This window comes from Actinomycetota bacterium (assembly GCA_030776725.1).
GTDB lineage: Bacteria > Actinomycetota > Nitriliruptoria > Nitriliruptorales > JAHWKO01 > JAHWKW01.
Genome location: JALYHG010000250.1, coordinates 18,624 through 35,108 on the forward strand (window position 1 = coordinate 18,624; position 16,485 = coordinate 35,108).

Annotated in this window: 14 protein-coding genes; 3 read left to right on the top strand and 11 right to left on the bottom strand. The window is 70.4% G+C overall.

Annotated elements, in window-relative coordinates:
- Window positions 1-57: 57 nt before the first annotated feature.
- A complete protein-coding gene (locus M3N57_12135; protein ID MDP9023418.1) occupies window positions 58-690 on the bottom strand; it encodes a cupredoxin domain-containing protein in 633 nt (210 codons plus the stop codon).
- 34 nt (window positions 691-724) lie between these two features.
- Window positions 725-1,141, bottom strand: coding sequence for a cupredoxin domain-containing protein (locus M3N57_12140; GenBank protein ID MDP9023419.1), 417 nt, complete (start codon window positions 1,139-1,141; stop codon window positions 725-727).
- 179 nt (window positions 1,142-1,320) lie between these two features.
- Between M3N57_12140 and M3N57_12145 the strand changes: the two genes are divergently transcribed.
- Window positions 1,321-3,084, top strand: coding sequence for an acetyl-/propionyl-CoA carboxylase subunit alpha (locus M3N57_12145; protein ID MDP9023420.1), 1,764 nt, complete (start codon window positions 1,321-1,323; stop codon window positions 3,082-3,084).
- Window positions 3,085-3,115: 31 nt separating this feature from the next.
- Here the strand turns inward: M3N57_12145 and M3N57_12150 are convergent, their stop codons facing one another.
- The 7 genes from M3N57_12150 to M3N57_12180 all read right to left on the bottom strand — a co-directional run bounded on the left by M3N57_12150 (window position 3,116) and on the right by M3N57_12180 (window position 12,126).
- Entirely contained in the window at window positions 3,116-4,345 is a 1,230-nt protein-coding gene (locus M3N57_12150; GenBank protein ID MDP9023421.1) for a glycoside hydrolase, read from the bottom strand.
- 151 nt (window positions 4,346-4,496) lie between these two features.
- Window positions 4,497-5,891 (bottom strand): NAD(P)H-quinone dehydrogenase, encoded by a 1,395-nt coding sequence (locus M3N57_12155; protein MDP9023422.1) that lies wholly within the window; start codon window positions 5,889-5,891, stop codon window positions 4,497-4,499.
- 62 nt (window positions 5,892-5,953) lie between these two features.
- Window positions 5,954-7,546 (bottom strand): methylmalonyl-CoA mutase family protein, encoded by a 1,593-nt coding sequence (locus tag M3N57_12160; GenBank protein MDP9023423.1) that lies wholly within the window; start codon window positions 7,544-7,546, stop codon window positions 5,954-5,956.
- Between the two features lie 14 nt (window positions 7,547-7,560).
- Window positions 7,561-8,511, bottom strand: coding sequence for a DUF3500 domain-containing protein (locus M3N57_12165; GenBank protein MDP9023424.1), 951 nt, complete (start codon window positions 8,509-8,511; stop codon window positions 7,561-7,563).
- Complete coding sequence (locus M3N57_12170) at window positions 8,508-9,266, bottom strand: succinate dehydrogenase/fumarate reductase iron-sulfur subunit (GenBank protein ID MDP9023425.1); 759 nt, start codon at window positions 9,264-9,266, stop codon at window positions 8,508-8,510. Before M3N57_12170 ends, M3N57_12165 begins: the two co-directional genes overlap by 4 nt.
- 41 nt (window positions 9,267-9,307) lie before the next feature.
- Window positions 9,308-11,248: a fumarate reductase/succinate dehydrogenase flavoprotein subunit gene (locus tag M3N57_12175; protein MDP9023426.1), complete on the bottom strand. Its 1,941-nt coding sequence runs from the start codon at window positions 11,246-11,248 to the stop codon at window positions 9,308-9,310.
- 113 nt (window positions 11,249-11,361) lie between these two features.
- On the bottom strand, window positions 11,362-12,126 hold the full coding sequence (locus M3N57_12180) for a succinate dehydrogenase cytochrome b subunit (GenBank protein ID MDP9023427.1): 765 nt from the start codon (window positions 12,124-12,126) through the stop codon (window positions 11,362-11,364).
- A gap of 204 nt (window positions 12,127-12,330) precedes the next feature.
- On the opposite strand from M3N57_12180, the gene M3N57_12185 reads away from it, so the two are divergent.
- Window positions 12,331-13,560: a glutamate dehydrogenase gene (locus M3N57_12185; GenBank protein MDP9023428.1), complete on the top strand. Its 1,230-nt coding sequence runs from the start codon at window positions 12,331-12,333 to the stop codon at window positions 13,558-13,560.
- Between the two features lie 7 nt (window positions 13,561-13,567).
- On the opposite strand, the gene trpS is transcribed toward M3N57_12185, so the two are convergent.
- Window positions 13,568-14,614, bottom strand: a complete 1,047-nt coding sequence (gene trpS, locus M3N57_12190) for a tryptophan--tRNA ligase (protein ID MDP9023429.1) — start codon at window positions 14,612-14,614, stop codon at window positions 13,568-13,570.
- A gap of 395 nt (window positions 14,615-15,009) precedes the next feature.
- Between trpS and M3N57_12195 the strand changes: the two genes are divergently transcribed.
- Window positions 15,010-15,426, top strand: coding sequence for a hypothetical protein (locus M3N57_12195; GenBank protein ID MDP9023430.1), 417 nt, complete (start codon window positions 15,010-15,012; stop codon window positions 15,424-15,426).
- A gap of 6 nt (window positions 15,427-15,432) precedes the next feature.
- Here M3N57_12195 and M3N57_12200 read toward each other — a convergent pair.
- The coding region (locus M3N57_12200; protein MDP9023431.1) for a DUF2071 domain-containing protein at window positions 15,433-16,485 on the bottom strand (1,053 nt) is incomplete at its 5' end.

Consider the following 16,485-nt stretch of genomic DNA (forward strand, 5'->3'; position numbering starts at 1 on the left):
GCCGCCGTCCGGCCTCGTCCGGGGCTCGTGCCGGCCTAGTCCGAGCCTAGTCCGGGCCTATTCCGTCTGCTGCGGCACCGGCTCGGGACCCTCGGGCTGCGAGGTGGCCGGATCCTGCGTGGGCTGCGGCGACGCACCGCCTTCACCGGGCGTGGCAGCGCCCTCCTCGCCCACCGGCTCGGTCTCGGTCCCCCCTGCGTCCACCGGCTCCCCCTCGGTCCCCACATCGCCGGTGACGGGCTGGTCGGGGACCTCGACGGTGAGGGTCCCCTCCATGCCGGCCTCACGATGACCGGGCACCGAGCAGTAGTAGGTCCAGGTGCCGGCGAACAGGTCGAGGGTCGCCTCGTCGGTCCCACCGGGGGGAGTGTTGCCCTGCGGGGGAACGGAGTTCACGTCGCCGAAGGCCTCGTCGATCGTGAAGTTGTGCTCCGCCGCCCCGACGTTCCGGAAGGTGACCTTGATGGGGCCCTCGACCGCGTTGGCCGTGGTGAGTTCGAAGAAGAACTCGCCACCCTCGGCCACGATCTCCCCGCCGGGGCCGATCGGCTTGGGCGGGTCGTAGCAGTCGCTCCCGCTGGGACACTCCAGCGCTTCAGCGTTCTTCAGCTCCTCGGGTGCCGCCCCGCAGGATGCCACAAGGAGGACGGCCGCAGCGGCGGCCACGAGCGGCCCCAGCGAGCGGTGCATCGGGGGATCTCCTTGCTCCGTCGGACGGGGCACGCTACCCGACGGTGAGGGTGCCCTCCATGCCGGCGGGCCGGTGACCCGGCACGTCGCAGTAGAACGTGTAGGTCCCCGGCTGCAGCTCGATCGAGCCGGTATCGACCTCCCCCGCGTTGGCCGACAGCTTGAGGTCGTCCTCGCGGCCCTCGATCACGAAGGTGTGTCGTTGCTGTGCGCTGTTGTCCAGCGCGATGGTGACCTCGCCCGCCTGGACGCTGGCGTTGTCGGGTTCGAAGTCGAACTGCCGCACCGCAGCGACGGTCAGGTCAGCGCCGGCGGCGTCACCGCCGCCTCCGCCGCATCCGGCGAGCGCGACGGCGATCAGGACGGTGAGGAACGAGACGAGCGGACGGAGCACGGGGATCTCCTGCGTGTGCGGGGAGTCGGGGGCGACATCGTCGCGGCTGGTCCCCACGCGTGCAAACCGAGGGAGCAGCCGCCGTGCGGCAGCGTGGCCGGCTCCGGCCGGCGTCGAGCATGCGAGGCCGCTGGTTACGATGGCGCCTCACGGTCCGTGCGCCATCGAAGGAAGGTGCCTGTTCGGTGTTCGACGCCGTCCTTGTGGCCAACCGCGGCGAGATCGCCGTGCGCGTGATGCGCGCCTGCCGCGAGCTCGGCGTTCGCTCGGTCGCGGTGTACAGCGAGGCGGACCGCGACGCGCTCCACGTCCGGTACGCCGACGAGGCGTTCCTGGTCGGCCCCGCCTCGGCCGCGGAGTCCTATTTGGCCACCGAGAAGCTCCTCGACGTGGCGGAGCGGGCCGGCGTCGACGCGATCCACCCGGGTTACGGTTTCTTCAGCGAGAACGCCGACTTCGCCGAGGCGGTCCAAGCCGCGGGCTTCGTGTTCGTGGGACCCTCTCCACACTCGATCCGCCGGATGGGCGACAAGCTCTCGGCGCGCCGGGCCGCACTGGCCGCGGACGCCCCGGTCGTACCCGGCACCCCCGAACCGCTCACCGCTGTCGCTGACGCGGTCGCGTTCGCCGACGACCACGGCTACCCGGTGGCGGTGAAGGCCGCGTTCGGTGGCGGCGGTCGAGGGATGCGGGTGGTGCGATCCGAACGGGAGCTGCGCGACGCGGTGGCGTCGGCGTCGCGCGAAGCCGAGGCGGCGTTCGGCCGCGGGGAGGTGTACCTCGAGCGGTACCTGGAACGTCCCCGCCACGTCGAGGTGCAGGTCCTGGGCGATCTCGACGGGACGGTGATCCACCTCGGGGAGCGTGACTGCTCGCTGCAGCGACGCCACCAGAAGCTGGTCGAGGAAGCCCCGGCCCCCGGCGTGTCCGCCGCACTCCGCGAGCGTCTGGGGGCGGCTGCCGTGAGGATCGCCCAGCAGGTGAGCTACCACAACGCCGGGACGTGTGAGTTCCTCCTGGCAAACAACGGTCACGACTTCTACTTCCTGGAGATGAACACGCGGCTGCAGGTCGAGCACCCCGTCACCGAGTTCGTGACGGGTTTGGACCTGGTCCACGCGCAGCTACGCATCGCCGCCGGTGACGGGATGGGCTTGACCCAGGACGACGTCTCGATCCGGGGACACGCCATCGAGGTGCGGCTCAACGCCGAGGATCCTGGGGCGCGGTTCTCACCCGGTCCCGGGCAGGTGACCCGTCTGGCAGTGCCGCAGGGGCCGTGGGTCCGCTTCGACGGAGGCGTCGAACAGGGCTGGGAGATCCCCCGGGTCTACGACTCGATGATCGGGAAGCTGATCGTGTGGGGTGAGGACCGCGAGGACGCCCGCCGGCGGATGCTGCGGGCCCTCGACGAGCTGGTCGTCGAGGGGGTCCCGACCGTGGCGCCCTTCCACCGTCTCGCACTCGAACACCACGACTTCGTCAAGGCGACGCACTCGACCGTGTCGGTCGAGCACGAGTGGGACCTGTCGAGCCTCGAGCCGCACGAGGCGATGGCCGCCGGCCCGGACGGCACCGCCGCCGGCCGCACGCTCACGGTGGAGGTGGATGGTCGCCGCTTGGAGGTGACCGTCTTCGGCGAGCTGGCGGACACGGCGGGTTCCGGCGTGCCGTCCGTGTCGGAGCGGGTCCGCCGCCGCACAACGGGGGTCGGTGGCGGGAAGGTCAGCGCCGGCGGGGCGGACGTGGTCGCCCCGATGCAGGGGACTCTGGTGACCTACGCCGCCGCCGAGGGCGACACGGTGTCCGCCGGCGACCTCGTCGCGGTGCTCGAGGCCATGAAGATGGAGAACCACGTCACCGCTCACCGCGACGGGGTGGTGCACGACCTGCGCTTCTCCCCCGGGGACACGGTCCCGTCCGGCGCGGTCCTCGCGCGGATCGGGGACACGCCGGCGCCGCCCGACGACGAGGCGGACGTCGCCGAAGCCGCCGGCTGAGCGAGGATCTACCCGGCGCCGAGCGGACCGATCACGACGGGGGGCCGTGCACCCACGCGACCGCCCGCGGGGAGGCTTCGTCGCCGGCCATGCCGACGACAGCCACGCGCGAGCCCATCGACGCGACCGCCAGAGCCCGGGCGCCGGCGACCTCCTCGAAGGCGGACCCGTGAACCAGCTCCCACTTGACGCCCTTGTTCGACAGCCACACCGCCGCCCGCCGGTCGTCACCTGAGCCCAGCGCACCGGCTGCAACCAGGAAGCCTTCCGGACCCGCGACGATGCCGCCCATGCTGGCGTGCTGCTCCTCGGTGGGGATCTCGTGGCTGGTGTGCCACTTGTCGGCCTTCTGGCCGAGGGACCGGAACGCCGCCACGGACTGCGCGTCGGGCGGGCCGAAGTCGGCGACCGCGACCAGCGTCGCTTGTTGTCCTGTCGTTATCCCCCGGATGACGGTGCCAGCGGGGAAGACCGGCTCCTCCTGGTCGGGCACCTGCTCCCACTGGCGGCCGTCTTCGGAGGTCCACAGCGGGGTGTGCACGACCGTGGTGCCGGCCGTGCCGGGATCCTCGGAGGCGCCGCCCGCGACCACCCCCGGTCCACCGGCGGTGACCGTCAACAGCCGCTGGTGAGCGGCGTCGGCGACGACCGGTGGGACGATCCGCTCCCACAGGAACCCGTCGGGCGAGCGCCACACCTGCCCGACCGTCCGGTCGGGGTCGCGGATCTCGCCGACCGCCACCCAGCGGCCCTGGCCGCGGGAGGTGATCGCCGTGATCTCCCCGGGCCCGAACACGTCCGGGTCGTGCGGCAGGCGGTCCCAGGTCTCGCCGTCGTCCGGGGAGTGCCAGATCGCCACGACCGACTCGTCATCGGTCCACTCCCGACCGGCGGCCAGGACGTCCTGCTGTGCGAACCCCACAGCGGTGAGCTCGATGTTGGCGTCCTCGCCGAGGCGCTCCGAACGGAACTGACCGGTGTCCGCCTCGCGCCAGTGGTGGCCGTCGGTGCTGAGCCACACCGCAGCCTCCTGACGTCCGTCCACCAGGCGGTGGCCGACCGCGACGAAACCCTGGCTGGTGTCGCTGGCCGCACGCATGACGGCGTTCTCGGCGCCGTCGACCCCGGCGACGTGCCAGTTCTCGATCAGGAACGGTGGCTTCTCCGGCCAGAAGGTCGCCACCACGGCGGCGACCAGCAACACCGCACCGATACCGAGCGTGATGCCACGCCAGGGCGGACGCCGCCCCTCCTCCGCCATGACTGCCTCCTGCGTGCGTCCGTTGGTGACTGGGTGCCGAACGAGTCGCCACGCTGGCGAAAGCGACACGAAGGCAGCCTAGCGGCGGGTCCCGGCCGGGCACGCGACCGCGCCCGCACGAACGCCACCGGCGTCGGCGGAACACGTCCTGTCAGTCGGACATCAGCAGCCGCGCCGCCTCCGACACGGACCCGGCCATGGACGGGTAGACGGTCGACGTGCGAGCCAGCTGGACGACCGTCAACCGGTTCTCGACCGCGACAGCCAGCGGCTGGATCAGGTCCGATGCGGCATCGCTGACCACCACGCCACCGAGGACGGTCCCGGAGCCGGGCATCGCCACGACCTTCACGAAGCCGTCCGTTCGGGCCGCCATCTTCGCCCGGGGGTTGCCCGAGAAATCCAACCTGGTGGAACGGAAAGGCAGGTCTCGCTGACGGCAATCCGCCTCCGTGTACCCGGTCGTGGCCACCTCCGGGTCGGTGAAGATGGTCGACGTGGTCGCATCCCAGCGGATCGGCGAGACCGCCTGCCCCAGGGCGTGCCACATCGCCACCCGCCCCTGCATGGCAGCCACGTTGGCGAGCATGACCCGGCCGACCACGTCCCCGGCGGCGTAGATCCACGGAACGTTGGTCCGGGACACGCCGTCGACCTCGATCCCTCCCCACTCGGCGACCCGCACCCCGGCCTGTTCGAGCCCGATCCCGCGGGACCGGGAGATCTGCCCGACGGTGAACAGGACGTGACTACCCTCGACGTGGTCGCCGTCGCCCAGCCCGACCACCACCCCGGCGGAGGTCCGCTCACAGGACACGGCCCGCACCTTGCGCAGGATGGTCATCCCGCGCCGCTCGAAGACCGCCTCGATGACCTGGGCAGCGTCCGGATCCTCGGTGGGCAGGATCAGTTCCCGCGACGACACCAGGACGACGTCCGATCCGAACCGGACGAACGCGTGAGCGAACTCCGCACCGGTCGCACCCGACCCCACAACGATCAGCCGCTCGGGCACCTCAGGCAACGCGTAGACGTCCTTGGCGGTCAGCACCCGTTCACCGTCAGGCGCGAAGAACGGCAGGATGCGCGGCGTCGAGCCGGTGGCGACCAGGAGGACGTCGGCGTGCAGCGTGCGCGTCCCCCCGACCGCGAGCTCGACCGAGACCTCGTGAGGGCCGGTGAGGCGTCCCCAGCCGCGGACGATCACCGCCCCGCTGGCCACCACCTTCTGCTCGATGTCGCGTGACTGGTTGTGGGCCAGGGCCATCACGCGCCGGGCAACAGCCGGGTAGTCGACGTAGGTGCGGTCGAGCTCACGGGCCTCGGGAACACGAACACCGAGCTCCGCCGCGGCTGAGATCCACCCCATCGCCTCGGCGGAGACGATCAGCGTCTTCGACGGAACACAGTCCCACAGCACGCAGTTGCCGCCGAGCCCCTCGTCGGTCACGACCGTGACGTCCGCGCCGAGCTCCGCGGCGACGAGGGCCGCCTCGTACCCACCCGGCCCGCCGCCGAGGATCACGATCCGCTGGTGTTGCACCATGGCCGCACGGTAACCGACGTCGGTGGTGCGACCGACCGGGCGCGGGCTCCGCCGGGGCCTAGCTAGATGGTCTCGCGTGGGACGTACGTGCCGAACTCGTCACGGAGCACGTCGCAGACCTCGCCGACCGTCGCCAGCCGCCGCAACGCCTGCTTGATCGGTGGGAGCAGGTTGCGGTCGCCTCGTGCGGTCTTGCGCACCTGCTCCAACGCGTCGTAGACGGCCCCCTGATCGCGCTCCTGACGGAGCCGGCGGGTGCGTTCCAGCTGCCGGGCGATCGCTTGCGGGTCGCCCCGCTGTAGCTCGACGTCGACGTCGTCATCGGTCTGGTAGCGGTTCACCCCGACGACGACCTGATCCTGGCGTTCGATGCGCTGCTGCAGCTCGTAGGCGGCACGCTCGATCTCGCGCTTCTGGAAGCCGGCTTCGATCGCCTCAACCGCCCCTCCGAGCTCGTCGATGCGGTCCAGGTAGTCGCGGGCCAGCTCCTCCACCTGATCGGTCATGGCCTCCACGGCGTACGCGCCCGCCAGCGGATCGACGGTCGCCGTGACGTCGGTCTCGTGCTGCAGGACCTGCTGGGTGCGCACCGCGAGCGTGGCGGCATGCTCGCTGGGCAGTGCCAGCGCCTCGTCGTAGGAGTTGGTGTGCAGCGACTGCGTCCCGCCCAGTGCCGCGGCGAGCGCTTGGATCGTCACGCGGATCAGGTTCACCTGCGCCTGCTGGGCGGCTAGCTGCACCCCGGCGGTCTGCGTGTGGAACCGCAGCTGCATCGACCGGTCACTGCGCGCGCCGAACCTCTCCTTCATGATGCGCGCGTACAGACGCCGTGCAGCCCGGAACTTGGCGATCTCTTCGAGCAGGTTGGTGCGGGCCACGAAGAAGAAGCTCAGCCGCGGGGCGAACCTGTCCACGTCCAGGCCCGCGTCGATCGCAGCCTGCACGTACGCGATGGCGTTGGCCAGGGTGAAGGCGATCTCCTGCACGGGCGTCGCCCCGGCCTCGCCGATGTGGTAGCCCGAGATGGAGATGGTGTTGAAGCGCGGCAGGTGCTCCGCGCAGTACGCGAACGTGTCGCTGACCAACCGCAGGCTCGGTCGGGGCGGGTAGATGTAGGTGCCGCGGGCGATGTACTCCTTGAGGACGTCGTTCTGGATGGTGCCGCGGAGCCTCGCCGGGTCGACGCCCTGCTCGTCGGCGACCAGCTCGTAGAGGAGGAGCAGCAGCGCCGCCGGGGCGTTGATCGTCATCGAGGTCGACACATCACCCAGCGGGATGCCGTCGAACAGCAGCCGCATGTCGGCCAGCGAATCGATCGCGACACCGACCTTGCCGACCTCCCCGTCGGCACGGGGATGGTCGGAGTCCAGACCCATCTGCGTGGGCAGGTCGAAGGCCACCGACAACCCGGTGGTGCCCTGCTCGAGGAGGTAGTGGTAGCGGCGGTTGGTCTCCTCAGCGGTCCCGAACCCGGCGTACTGGCGGATCGTCCACGGCCGCCCGCGGTACATCGTGGCGTGTGGACCACGCGTGTAGGGGTACTCGCCCGGGTTGCCCAGATCCCGTCCGGGATCGAACCCCTCCAGATGTTGGGGGCCGTACACGACGGCAACGTCGAACCCGCTTGCGGCCTGACGCGGTGGCACGTCGCTCATACCCTCAGAGTAATTCACGCGTCGTCGGGGGTCTGTCCGCCTCGGATGTGCGCACGGAGCAGGTCGTCCCCGAAGTCGCCGACGGGATCTCGGCAGACCGTGTGGACGTGGTTGGCGTCGTTCTGGGTGTTGTCCAGCTCGATCAGCAGCCGGGACCCTTGCAGCCGGTAGTAGTGGGGCTCGCCCGGCTGGTCGCCGCCGGCCCACGCGAACCGCAGCTGATCCCGTCCGGCGGCGATCCGGTCACGCAGCGTGTCGCCACCGCCCGTCATCCGCTCCAGGTACACCGCGAGGAGGGTGTCGGCGAGGCGGTCGGCCTCACCGGCCAACGCCCCCAGCGCCACACCCTGCGCATCGATGCTGCCGTCCAGCTGCCCCGCGGCATCGGTGAGGATGTCCCCGGGTGCGTCCATCGAGACCCAGGCCTGATCGCGTAGGCCCGGTGGGAGCGCCCACAGCAACGCGAACCCGAGTTGCTCCTCGCGGCCGAGCGGCTCACAAGCCGTCCCGCCAGGGGCGGCGAGCCGTGCGGGGTTGGCGCCCAGGAACAACGGTTCGCAGCGCACATCGCCCGCCGCCACGGTGACGTTGAGCGACACGTGATGGCCCTCCAACCGCCAGCCCCACGCGGCGGCGCCCGGCTCGCCGTGCACGATCATCCAGTAGTCGCCGGCGTGACGGTCCCGCCAGCCATCCTCCAAGCCGTCGAGCACGTCCTCGAGCCCCATGATCGCGGCCACCTGCGCGTGGACGTGGGGTCGGAGCACGCTGGACAGGAGCCGGTGCGCGGCCTTGGCCTGGTCACGTCGCATGCCGGCGAACGCGACCCCGTCCCTGCGGCCCGGCGTGTACGCCCACTGCCGGCGGGTGTCGTCGAACGGCCTGCTCGCCTGCTGTCGGCGCGCGTCGTCGAGCGTGTCGAGCCAGCCCTGTGCGGACCGGGCGAGCTGCTCGCTGGTGGTCACGCCTGATGCTTGCGGCGGATGTTGAACTGTGCCTTGAGGTAGTCACGGTTCATCATCGCGATGAAGTCGATCGAGATCGCCTTGGGGCACGCCACCTCGCACTCGGCGAAGTTCGTGCACGACCCGAAGTACTCCTCCATCACCTCGACCATGTTCGCCACACGCGAGTACCGCTCCGCCTGACCCTGCGGGAGCATGTTGAGGTGGGACACCTTCGAGGCGGTGAACAGCTGCGCCGCACCGTTGGGGCACGCGGCCACGCACGCCCCACACCCGATGCACGCAGCCGCGTCGAAGGCTCGGTCGGCAACGTCCTTGGGGATCGGGACGAGGTTCGCCTCCGGCGCCGAGCCGGTGTTCACCGTGATGTAGCCGCCGGCCTCGATGATCCGGTCGAGGGCGCTGCGGTTGACCACCAGATCCTTGATCACGGGGAACGCCGACGCGCGCCACGGTTCGACGACGATCTCGTCGCCGTCGCGGAAGTGACGCATGTGCAGCTGGCAGGTGGCTGTGGCGGTCAAGGGGCCGTGCGCCCGCCCGTTGATCATCATGCCGCAGGACCCGCAGATCCCCTCCCGGCAGTCGCTGTCGAAGGCGATGGGCTCGTCGCCGTCGCTGATCAGGCCCTCGTTGATCTGATCGAGCAGCTCCAGGAACGACATCTCCCCGCTGACCCGGTCGGCCACGTACGTCTCGAACCGCCCCGGGGCGGAGGGACCGGCCTGGCGCCAAACGCGCACGGTGATCCGCATGCCGTCGCTGGCCGCAGCGCTCTTGCTGGCACCGGGTTCGGTCACTCGTAGGTCCTCGTCTTGAGCTCGACGTACTCGAAGGTCAGGTCCTCCGTGTGCAGGTCCCATCCCCCGACCCGGTCGAACGCCCATGCGGCGACGTAGGAGAACTCGTCGTCGCGACGTTGCGGCTCGCCCTTCTCCGTCTGGTACTCCTCGCGGAAGTGCCCGCCGGCGGACTCCTCGCGGTGCAGTGCGTCGATGCACATCAGCTCGGCGAGCTCGAAGAAATCGGCGACGCGCCCCGCCCGCTCGAGCGCTTGGTTGAGGGTCTCGCTGGTCTCGGGGAGCACCCGCAGGTCGCTGCGGAACTCGTCGCGCAGTCCCCGGATCTCCGCGATGGCCTTCTCCAAGCCGGGGCGGCTGCGCACCATCCCGCAGTGCTCCCACACGATCCGGCCGAGTTCCCGGTGGAACCACGCCGCGGAACGGGTGCCCTTGAGCGACAGGAACCGGTCGATCTGGTCGCGGATCGTCCGTTGGGACCGCTCGAACTCCGGATGGTCGGTTGGGACGGGGGCCTCTCCCAGCAGCGGTGCGAGGTAGTCCCCGATCGTGGTGGGGATGATGAAGTAACCGTCGGCCAGACCCTGCATCAGTGCGCTGGCACCCAACCGGTTGGCACCGTGGTCGGAGAAGTTCGCCTCGCCGATCGCGTACAGCCCCGGGACGGTGGTCGACAGGTTGTAGTCGACCCACAGGCCGCCCATCGTGTAGTGGGGCGCCGGGTAGATCCGCATCGGGACCTGGTAGGGGTCGTCACCGGTGATGCGCTCGTACATCTGGAAGAGGTTGCCGTAGCGGTCGGCGATCGTGTCGCGCCCCAGACGCCGGATGGCGTCGCCGAAGTCCAGGTAGACGCCGTTGTCGAGCGGACCGACTCCGCGTTCCTGGTCGATCATGCGCTTGGCGGCGCGGGAGGCGACGTCGCGCGGGACGAGGTTGCCGAACGCCGGGTACATGCGCTCGAGGTAGTAGTCGCGTTCGTCGTCGGGGATCTGCTCGGGTGGCCGGTCGTCGCCGGGATCCGCCGGGACCCAGATCCGCCCGTCGTTGCGGAGCGACTCGCTCATCAGGGTCAGCTTCGACTGGAACTCCTCCGACTGGGGGATGCAGGTGGGATGGATCTGCGTGAAGCAGGGGTTGGCGAACAGCGCGCCTTTCTTGTGGGCCCGCCAGATCGCGGTCGCGTTGCTGTTGACGGCGTTGGTGGACAGGAAGAAGGCGTTGGAGTAGCCGCCGGTGGCCAGGACGACCGCGTGCGCGGAGTGCGACGTGATCTCGCCGGTCAGCAGGTCGCGGACGACGACGCCGACAGCGCGCCCGTCGACCACCACCACGTCGAGCATCTCGTGACGGGTGTGCAGCCTGACCGTGCCGGCGTCGACCTGCCGCAGCATCGCCTGGTAGCAGCCCAGCAGCAGCTGCTGGCCGGTCTGCCCACGGGCGTAGAACGTCCGCGACACCTGGGCGCCGCCGAACGATCGGGTGTCCAGCAGCCCGCCGTACTCGCGGGCGAACGGCACACCCTGCGCCACCGCCTGGTCGATGATCTCGAGGCTGAGCTGCGCCAACCGGTAGACGTTGGCTTCCCGCGAGCGGTAGTCGCCTCCCTTGATCGTGTCGTAGAACAGCCGCCAGATCGAGTCGCCGTCGTTGCGGTAGTTCTTGGCCGCGTTGATGCCGCCCTGCGCCGCGATGGAGTGTGCGCGACGCGGGGAGTCGTGGTAGGTGAAGACCTCGACGTTGTACCCGAGCTCACCCAACGTCGCGGCGGCGGACGCGCCGGCCAGGCCGGTGCCGACCACGATGATCGTGAACCGGCGCTTGTTCGCCGGGTTGACCAGCTTGATGTCGAACCGGTGGTTGTCCCACTTCTCGTGCAGAGGTCCGCGAGGGATCTGGCCGTCGAGCACGTCGCCGGACGGGCCGGGCTGTGACATCGACCCCGGTGGTTGATCTGGCGACCGCGTCGGCAGCTCGGACGGGGCGTCCTCGGAGATCGGGCCGGCGGGCCGGTGACGTTCCGACGAGGGGGGACGGCTGGGCTGCTCGCTCATCGCACGAGCCCCCCCAGCACCGCGATCGGGAACGACACGTTACCGACGCCGATCACCACCGCGAACGTCACCGCGAAGCCGTTCCGCCACCGATTGAAGCGAGGGGTGTTCCATCCCATGCTCTGGAACAGGCTCCACGCTCCGTGGTAGATGTGGTAGGCGAGCGCGATGTTGGCCGCGATGTAGAACAGCGCGACCGGCCAGCGCGAGAAGCTGACCACCACGTTGTCGTACACCTCTCCGCGCTCGAAGCCGGGGTTGGCGAACCCCCACGTGAGGTCGGCGAGGTGGAACAGCACGAACAAGCCGACGATGACCCCGCTCCAGCGCATCGTCCGTGCCGCGAAGTTCGCCGCGACGTAGTCGCGTTTCGACTGGTACGGGACCGTGCGCGCTCGTCGGTTCATCACCGACAGCGCGTAACTGGCGTGGACGTGGAAGACGAACGACGCGATCAGCACCGAGCGCATCATCCACAGGAACACGGTCTCGGGGAGCGCCGGAACCATCAGCCCGCGGAGCCACTCCGCGTAGTGGTTCATCTCGTCCTCGCCCACGTACAGCTTGAAGTTGCCGATCATGTGGGCGAGGACGAACGCCAGGAGCACGATCCCGGTCAACGCCATGACGTACTTCTTGCCGAGCGCCGACCGGTACAGCTCCAGCAGCCACAACGACCGGCGGATGCGGCGCGGTTCCTTCCTCGGCGCACGCCGCGTCGGGTCGATGCGCGCCGACTCGGTCGGCGTTGGCGTCGGCAACGATCTTCTCCTCCAACGGCGCGACGAGGCTAGCAACGCCTTCGTCGCGGTCGATCGCGCCCGAGGTGCTCCGGGACCCTGACGCGCACCCCGCCCGGCGCGCTGCCCGGACGGGCGTCCGGCCCGGCCCGCCTGGGGCGGTCGGCTGCCACCATGGATGCGGGACCCGGACGGGAGATCACGGTGGTCGAGGTGCGCGACGCGATGACGCCTTTCGAGGCAGTCAACTACTTCTTCGAGGAAGCGGCTGACGTCGTCGGCCTGCGCGCTGCCGTCCGTGAGGCGCTGAGCGGCACCTACCGCGAGCTGCGCGTGCAGGTCCCGGTCCGCCGCGACGACGGGACCGTCGACCTGTACGTCGGCTACCGGGTGCAGCACAACGGTGCGCGCGGGCCGTACAAGGGCGGTCTGCGGTACCACCCGACCGCCCACATCGATGAGGTGCGCGCACTCGCGTCGCTGATGACGTGGAAGACGGCCCTGGTGGAGCTGCCGTTCGGAGGCGCCAAGGGGGGGATCGAGGTCGATCCGACGGGGATGTCAACGCGGGAGCGGGAGGGGATGACCCGCCGCTACACCGAGCAGGTCAGCCACATCATCGGGCCCACCCGCGACATCCCCGCTCCGGACGTCAACACCAACGCGCAGGTCATGGCGTGGATCATGGACCAGTACGGCCGCAGGATGGGTCACACCCCGCAGATCGTCACGGGCAAGCCGATCGCGCTGGGTGGCTCCTACGGCCGTGAGGCTGCGACCGGCCGCGGGGTGGTCACCCTGACCAACGAAGCCGTCCGCGACGCGGGCCTGAACGGGTCGCTGACGGTGGCGATCCAGGGCTTCGGCAACGTCGGGTCGTGGGCCGCACGGCTGGCGCGCGACGCGGGCTACCGGATCGTGGCGGTCTCCGACGCCGCCGGTGGGGTCTTCAACCGTGACGGCCTGGACGTGGACAAGCTCTCCAGCCACGTCCAAGACACCCGTTCCGTGGCGAACTTCCCCGGCGGCGAGCCGCTCGACCGCGACGACGTGCTGTTCCTCGACGTCGACATCGTGATCCCCGCCGCCCTCGGTGAGGTGATCACCGTCGACAACGCCGACCGTGTGCAGGCGAAGTTGGTGGTGGAGGGTGCGAACCACCCCACCACCCCGGCCGCCGACCGCATCCTCGGTGACAACGGGGTCACCGTCATCCCGGACATCCTCGCCAACGCCGGCGGCGTGACCGTGTCCTACTTCGAGTGGGTGCAGAACGTCCAGGAGTTCCGCTGGGACGAGGAGGAGGTCAACGCCCGGCTGCACAAGCGGCTCACGCGTGCGTACCGCGAGGTGCGTGACTTCGCCCAGCGGAAAGGGGTGTCGCTGCGCCAGGCCGCGTTCGCGCTCGCCGTCGACCGGGTCGCCGAAGCCGCGACGCTGCGCGGCTACATCTGACGCGGGCTCACCACGCCGGCGAGGTGTCCTGCTCGGGTTCCGGGAGAGCCACGTCGGTCCACCGCTCCCCGACCGGGGGGACCAGCCCGACTGCGTCCTTGGCGGCGGCGAGCGTCGCAGATGCCACCTCGCGGGCTCTGTCGGCTCCGACGGCCAGCAGCCCCTGCAGCTGCCCGAGGTCGCCGGCCAGCTGCTCGTAGCGGTCCTGTACGGGCCGTAGCAGCTCGACCACTGCTTCGGCGACCTCCTTCTTGAACTCCCCGTATCCACGACCCGCGAAGCGTTCCTCCAGCGACGCGACGTCTTCGCCGGTCACGGCGCTCATCAGATCCAGTAGGTTCGTGATGCCCTGCTTGGTGGGCGCCGCTCGGATCTCGCTCCCGCTGTCGGTCACCGCCGCCATGACCTTCCGTGTGATCTGCTTCGGCGTGTCGGTGAGGTTGATGGTCCCCTTGGGGCTGTCGAGGGACTTGGACATCTTCTTGTCGACCAGCTGCAGGTCCATGACTCGCGCCCCGGCCTCGGGGATGGCGGCGTCCGGGATCGTGAACACGTTCCCGAAACGATGGTTGAAGCGTTGGGCGAGGTCGCGGGTGAGTTCGATGTGCTGTCGCTGGTCCTCGCCCACGGGGACCTGGTTGGCCTGGTACAGCAGGATGTCGGCTGCCTGCAGCACCGGATAACCGAACAGCGCGACGCTGACGAAGTCCCGCCCCGCCGATTTCTCCTTCCACTGCACCATGCGGTTCAGTTCCCCCATGGACGCCACGCAGTTCAGCAGCCACTGCAGCTCCGCGTGCGCGGGGACGTGGCTCTGAAGGAAGATCGTCGAACGGTTGGGGTCGAGTCCAGCGGCGAACAGTATGGCCGCCAGGCGCAGGGTGTCCTCGCGCAGTTCCGCCGGATCGTGCGGGACCGTCATGGCATGCAGGTCAACGATGCAGAAGAAACCGTCAACGCGGTCTTGGTGCTCGACCCAGCGGCGGACCGCTCCCAGGTAGTTGCCGAGGTGGAGGTCCCCGGTCGGCTGGATCCCCGACAGCACCCGTGTCACAGGACCTCCTGTCGTCAGACGGTCAGGAAACCACAGGCCACCGCGGTTGGCGAAAGGTCCCCCGCCTCCCATACTGGCCACGATGGCGGGTCGAAGCGACGGGCCGGACGGACGCTTGCGCCTCGGCTCCCCGGGTCGGTCCATCCGTCGCGACAGGAAACCTCATCGTGAGAACAACACGGCCCGCGACGATCCTCGCCGCCCTGGTGGTTGCCGTGTCCGCGTGCGGGAACGGGGACGGCGCCGAGGTGGCGATCACCTCGCCGGGCCCGACAGATGCCACGGGGTCGCCGTCGCCGACCACGGACGGGGCGTCCCCACAGCAGACTCAGAGCCCATCGCCGGCCGAGACGCACGCGCCACCGATGGTGCCCGGGCCGGCCACCACCGGAACCGTGACGCAGGACCCCGACGGTGTGATGCTCGTGGTCACCGACCTCCGTGTCAGCGGGCACGACACGTTCGACCGCCTCACCTTCGAGATCGCGGGGGAGGGGGACGTCGGGTGGCGCATCCTGTACGACGACGACCCACGCTCGCAGGGATCCGGCCACCCGGTCTCGATCGAGGGTGACGCGGTGCTGAAGATCACGCTGATCGGCATCGCCTACCCCGGCGACGCGCCGGCCGAGCCCCGCCAAGGTCCCCGGCGGATCCGGCCGACGGACACCGACGTGATCGTCGAGATCCTCGACGATGTCCTCTACGAGGGTCACCACGAGTTCTTCGTCGGGCTGCGGGACGTCCGCCCCTACCGGGTCGCGCGCCTCGATGACCCGCAGCGGCTCGTGATCGACATCGAGACCCGTTGAGTCGGCTCAGCGCCAACGCGCCCGACCGGTGGCCACCACCGGATCGCCCAGGAACGCCGCGCCCACCACGTGCGCGTCGAGCCGGTCGAGGAACGGGACACCGAGCGCGGTCACCCGTGCGGGGCGTGACTGGGCGCCGCTGATGCGGATCGGGACCTCGGCCAGGCGCCCGCCACGGGCCACGAGCGCCACGCCGGGCGCCACGTCGGCGACGGCCGGGAACGCGCCGTCGACACCGGTGGCGGTGGGATCGGTCTCCAGCTTCAACCGGACGGAACCTGCCGATCCCCGCGCCATCCACTGCCGTTCGGTCGCGCGCACCTGAAGATCCACGCGCGACAGCTGTAGTTCCGTCAGCCAGTGCATCGCCGCCGCCCCGAAGGTGCCGTCCGCCCAGCCGCGCAGGTAGGTCGCCACGCGTTCACCGCTGTGGTCGACCGCCTCGGCCTGCAGCACGACGGTGGGGGTCGCCGCCATCCCCAGCGGCCGTGGCAGGCCAGCGATGCGCGCCCGTTGGGTCACCGCCCCGAGGAGGATGATCCGCGCCCGCCCGTCGCGGCGCGACGGCACCAGACCTGGGGGCAGCAGCGGCGCGACGCGTGACGGATCACAAGCCAGTTCCACCGCGACCAGGTGGCGGAGCTGGGCGGTGAACGAGATCGGGTGCAGCGGGACGAGCGCACGGACCGCCCGGCGGACCGTCGCCTCGGCCGCGGGCTGGGCGCGACGCGACGCCGCCAGCTGCCAGCCGAACCCGACGGCGAACGCGACGAAGAAGCCGATGCTCACGCCGACGATCGGACCGAACCAGTGCGGCACCGCCACCAGGCCGACACCGCTGACGATCGCGGTGGCGAACGCCGCGAGGCCCACCAGCCGCACCAGCGGGTGCAGACGACGCCCCGCCGTCCCGACCAGCGCCAGTCCGACCACGCCGTAGACCACGTTCCCGCCCAGCCCGCTCAACGCCAACGCGGTCCACTCGATCGCCAGGAACGCGCCGGTGGCACCTCCGGCCGCGGCCGGGGCGACCGCGGGGAGCGCTGCTCCGAGCAGCGC

Coding starts and splice junctions, on each gene's coding strand:
- M3N57_12155 (MDP9023422.1), bottom strand. CDS start 5,891: ATGGTGCAACACCAGCGGATCGTGATCCTCGGCGGCGGGCCGGGTGGG.
- M3N57_12160 (MDP9023423.1), bottom strand. CDS start 7,546: ATGAGCGACGTGCCACCGCGTCAGGCCGCAAGCGGGTTCGACGTTGCC.
- M3N57_12135 (MDP9023418.1), bottom strand. CDS start 690: ATGCACCGCTCGCTGGGGCCGCTCGTGGCCGCCGCTGCGGCCGTCCTC.
- M3N57_12185 (MDP9023428.1), top strand. CDS start 12,331: ATGACGCCTTTCGAGGCAGTCAACTACTTCTTCGAGGAAGCGGCTGAC.
- M3N57_12175 (MDP9023426.1), bottom strand. CDS start 11,248: ATGTCACAGCCCGGCCCGTCCGGCGACGTGCTCGACGGCCAGATCCCT.
- M3N57_12150 (MDP9023421.1), bottom strand. CDS start 4,345: ATGGCGGAGGAGGGGCGGCGTCCGCCCTGGCGTGGCATCACGCTCGGT.
- M3N57_12145 (MDP9023420.1), top strand. CDS start 1,321: ATGCGCGCCTGCCGCGAGCTCGGCGTTCGCTCGGTCGCGGTGTACAGC.
- M3N57_12170 (MDP9023425.1), bottom strand. CDS start 9,266: ATGCGGATCACCGTGCGCGTTTGGCGCCAGGCCGGTCCCTCCGCCCCG.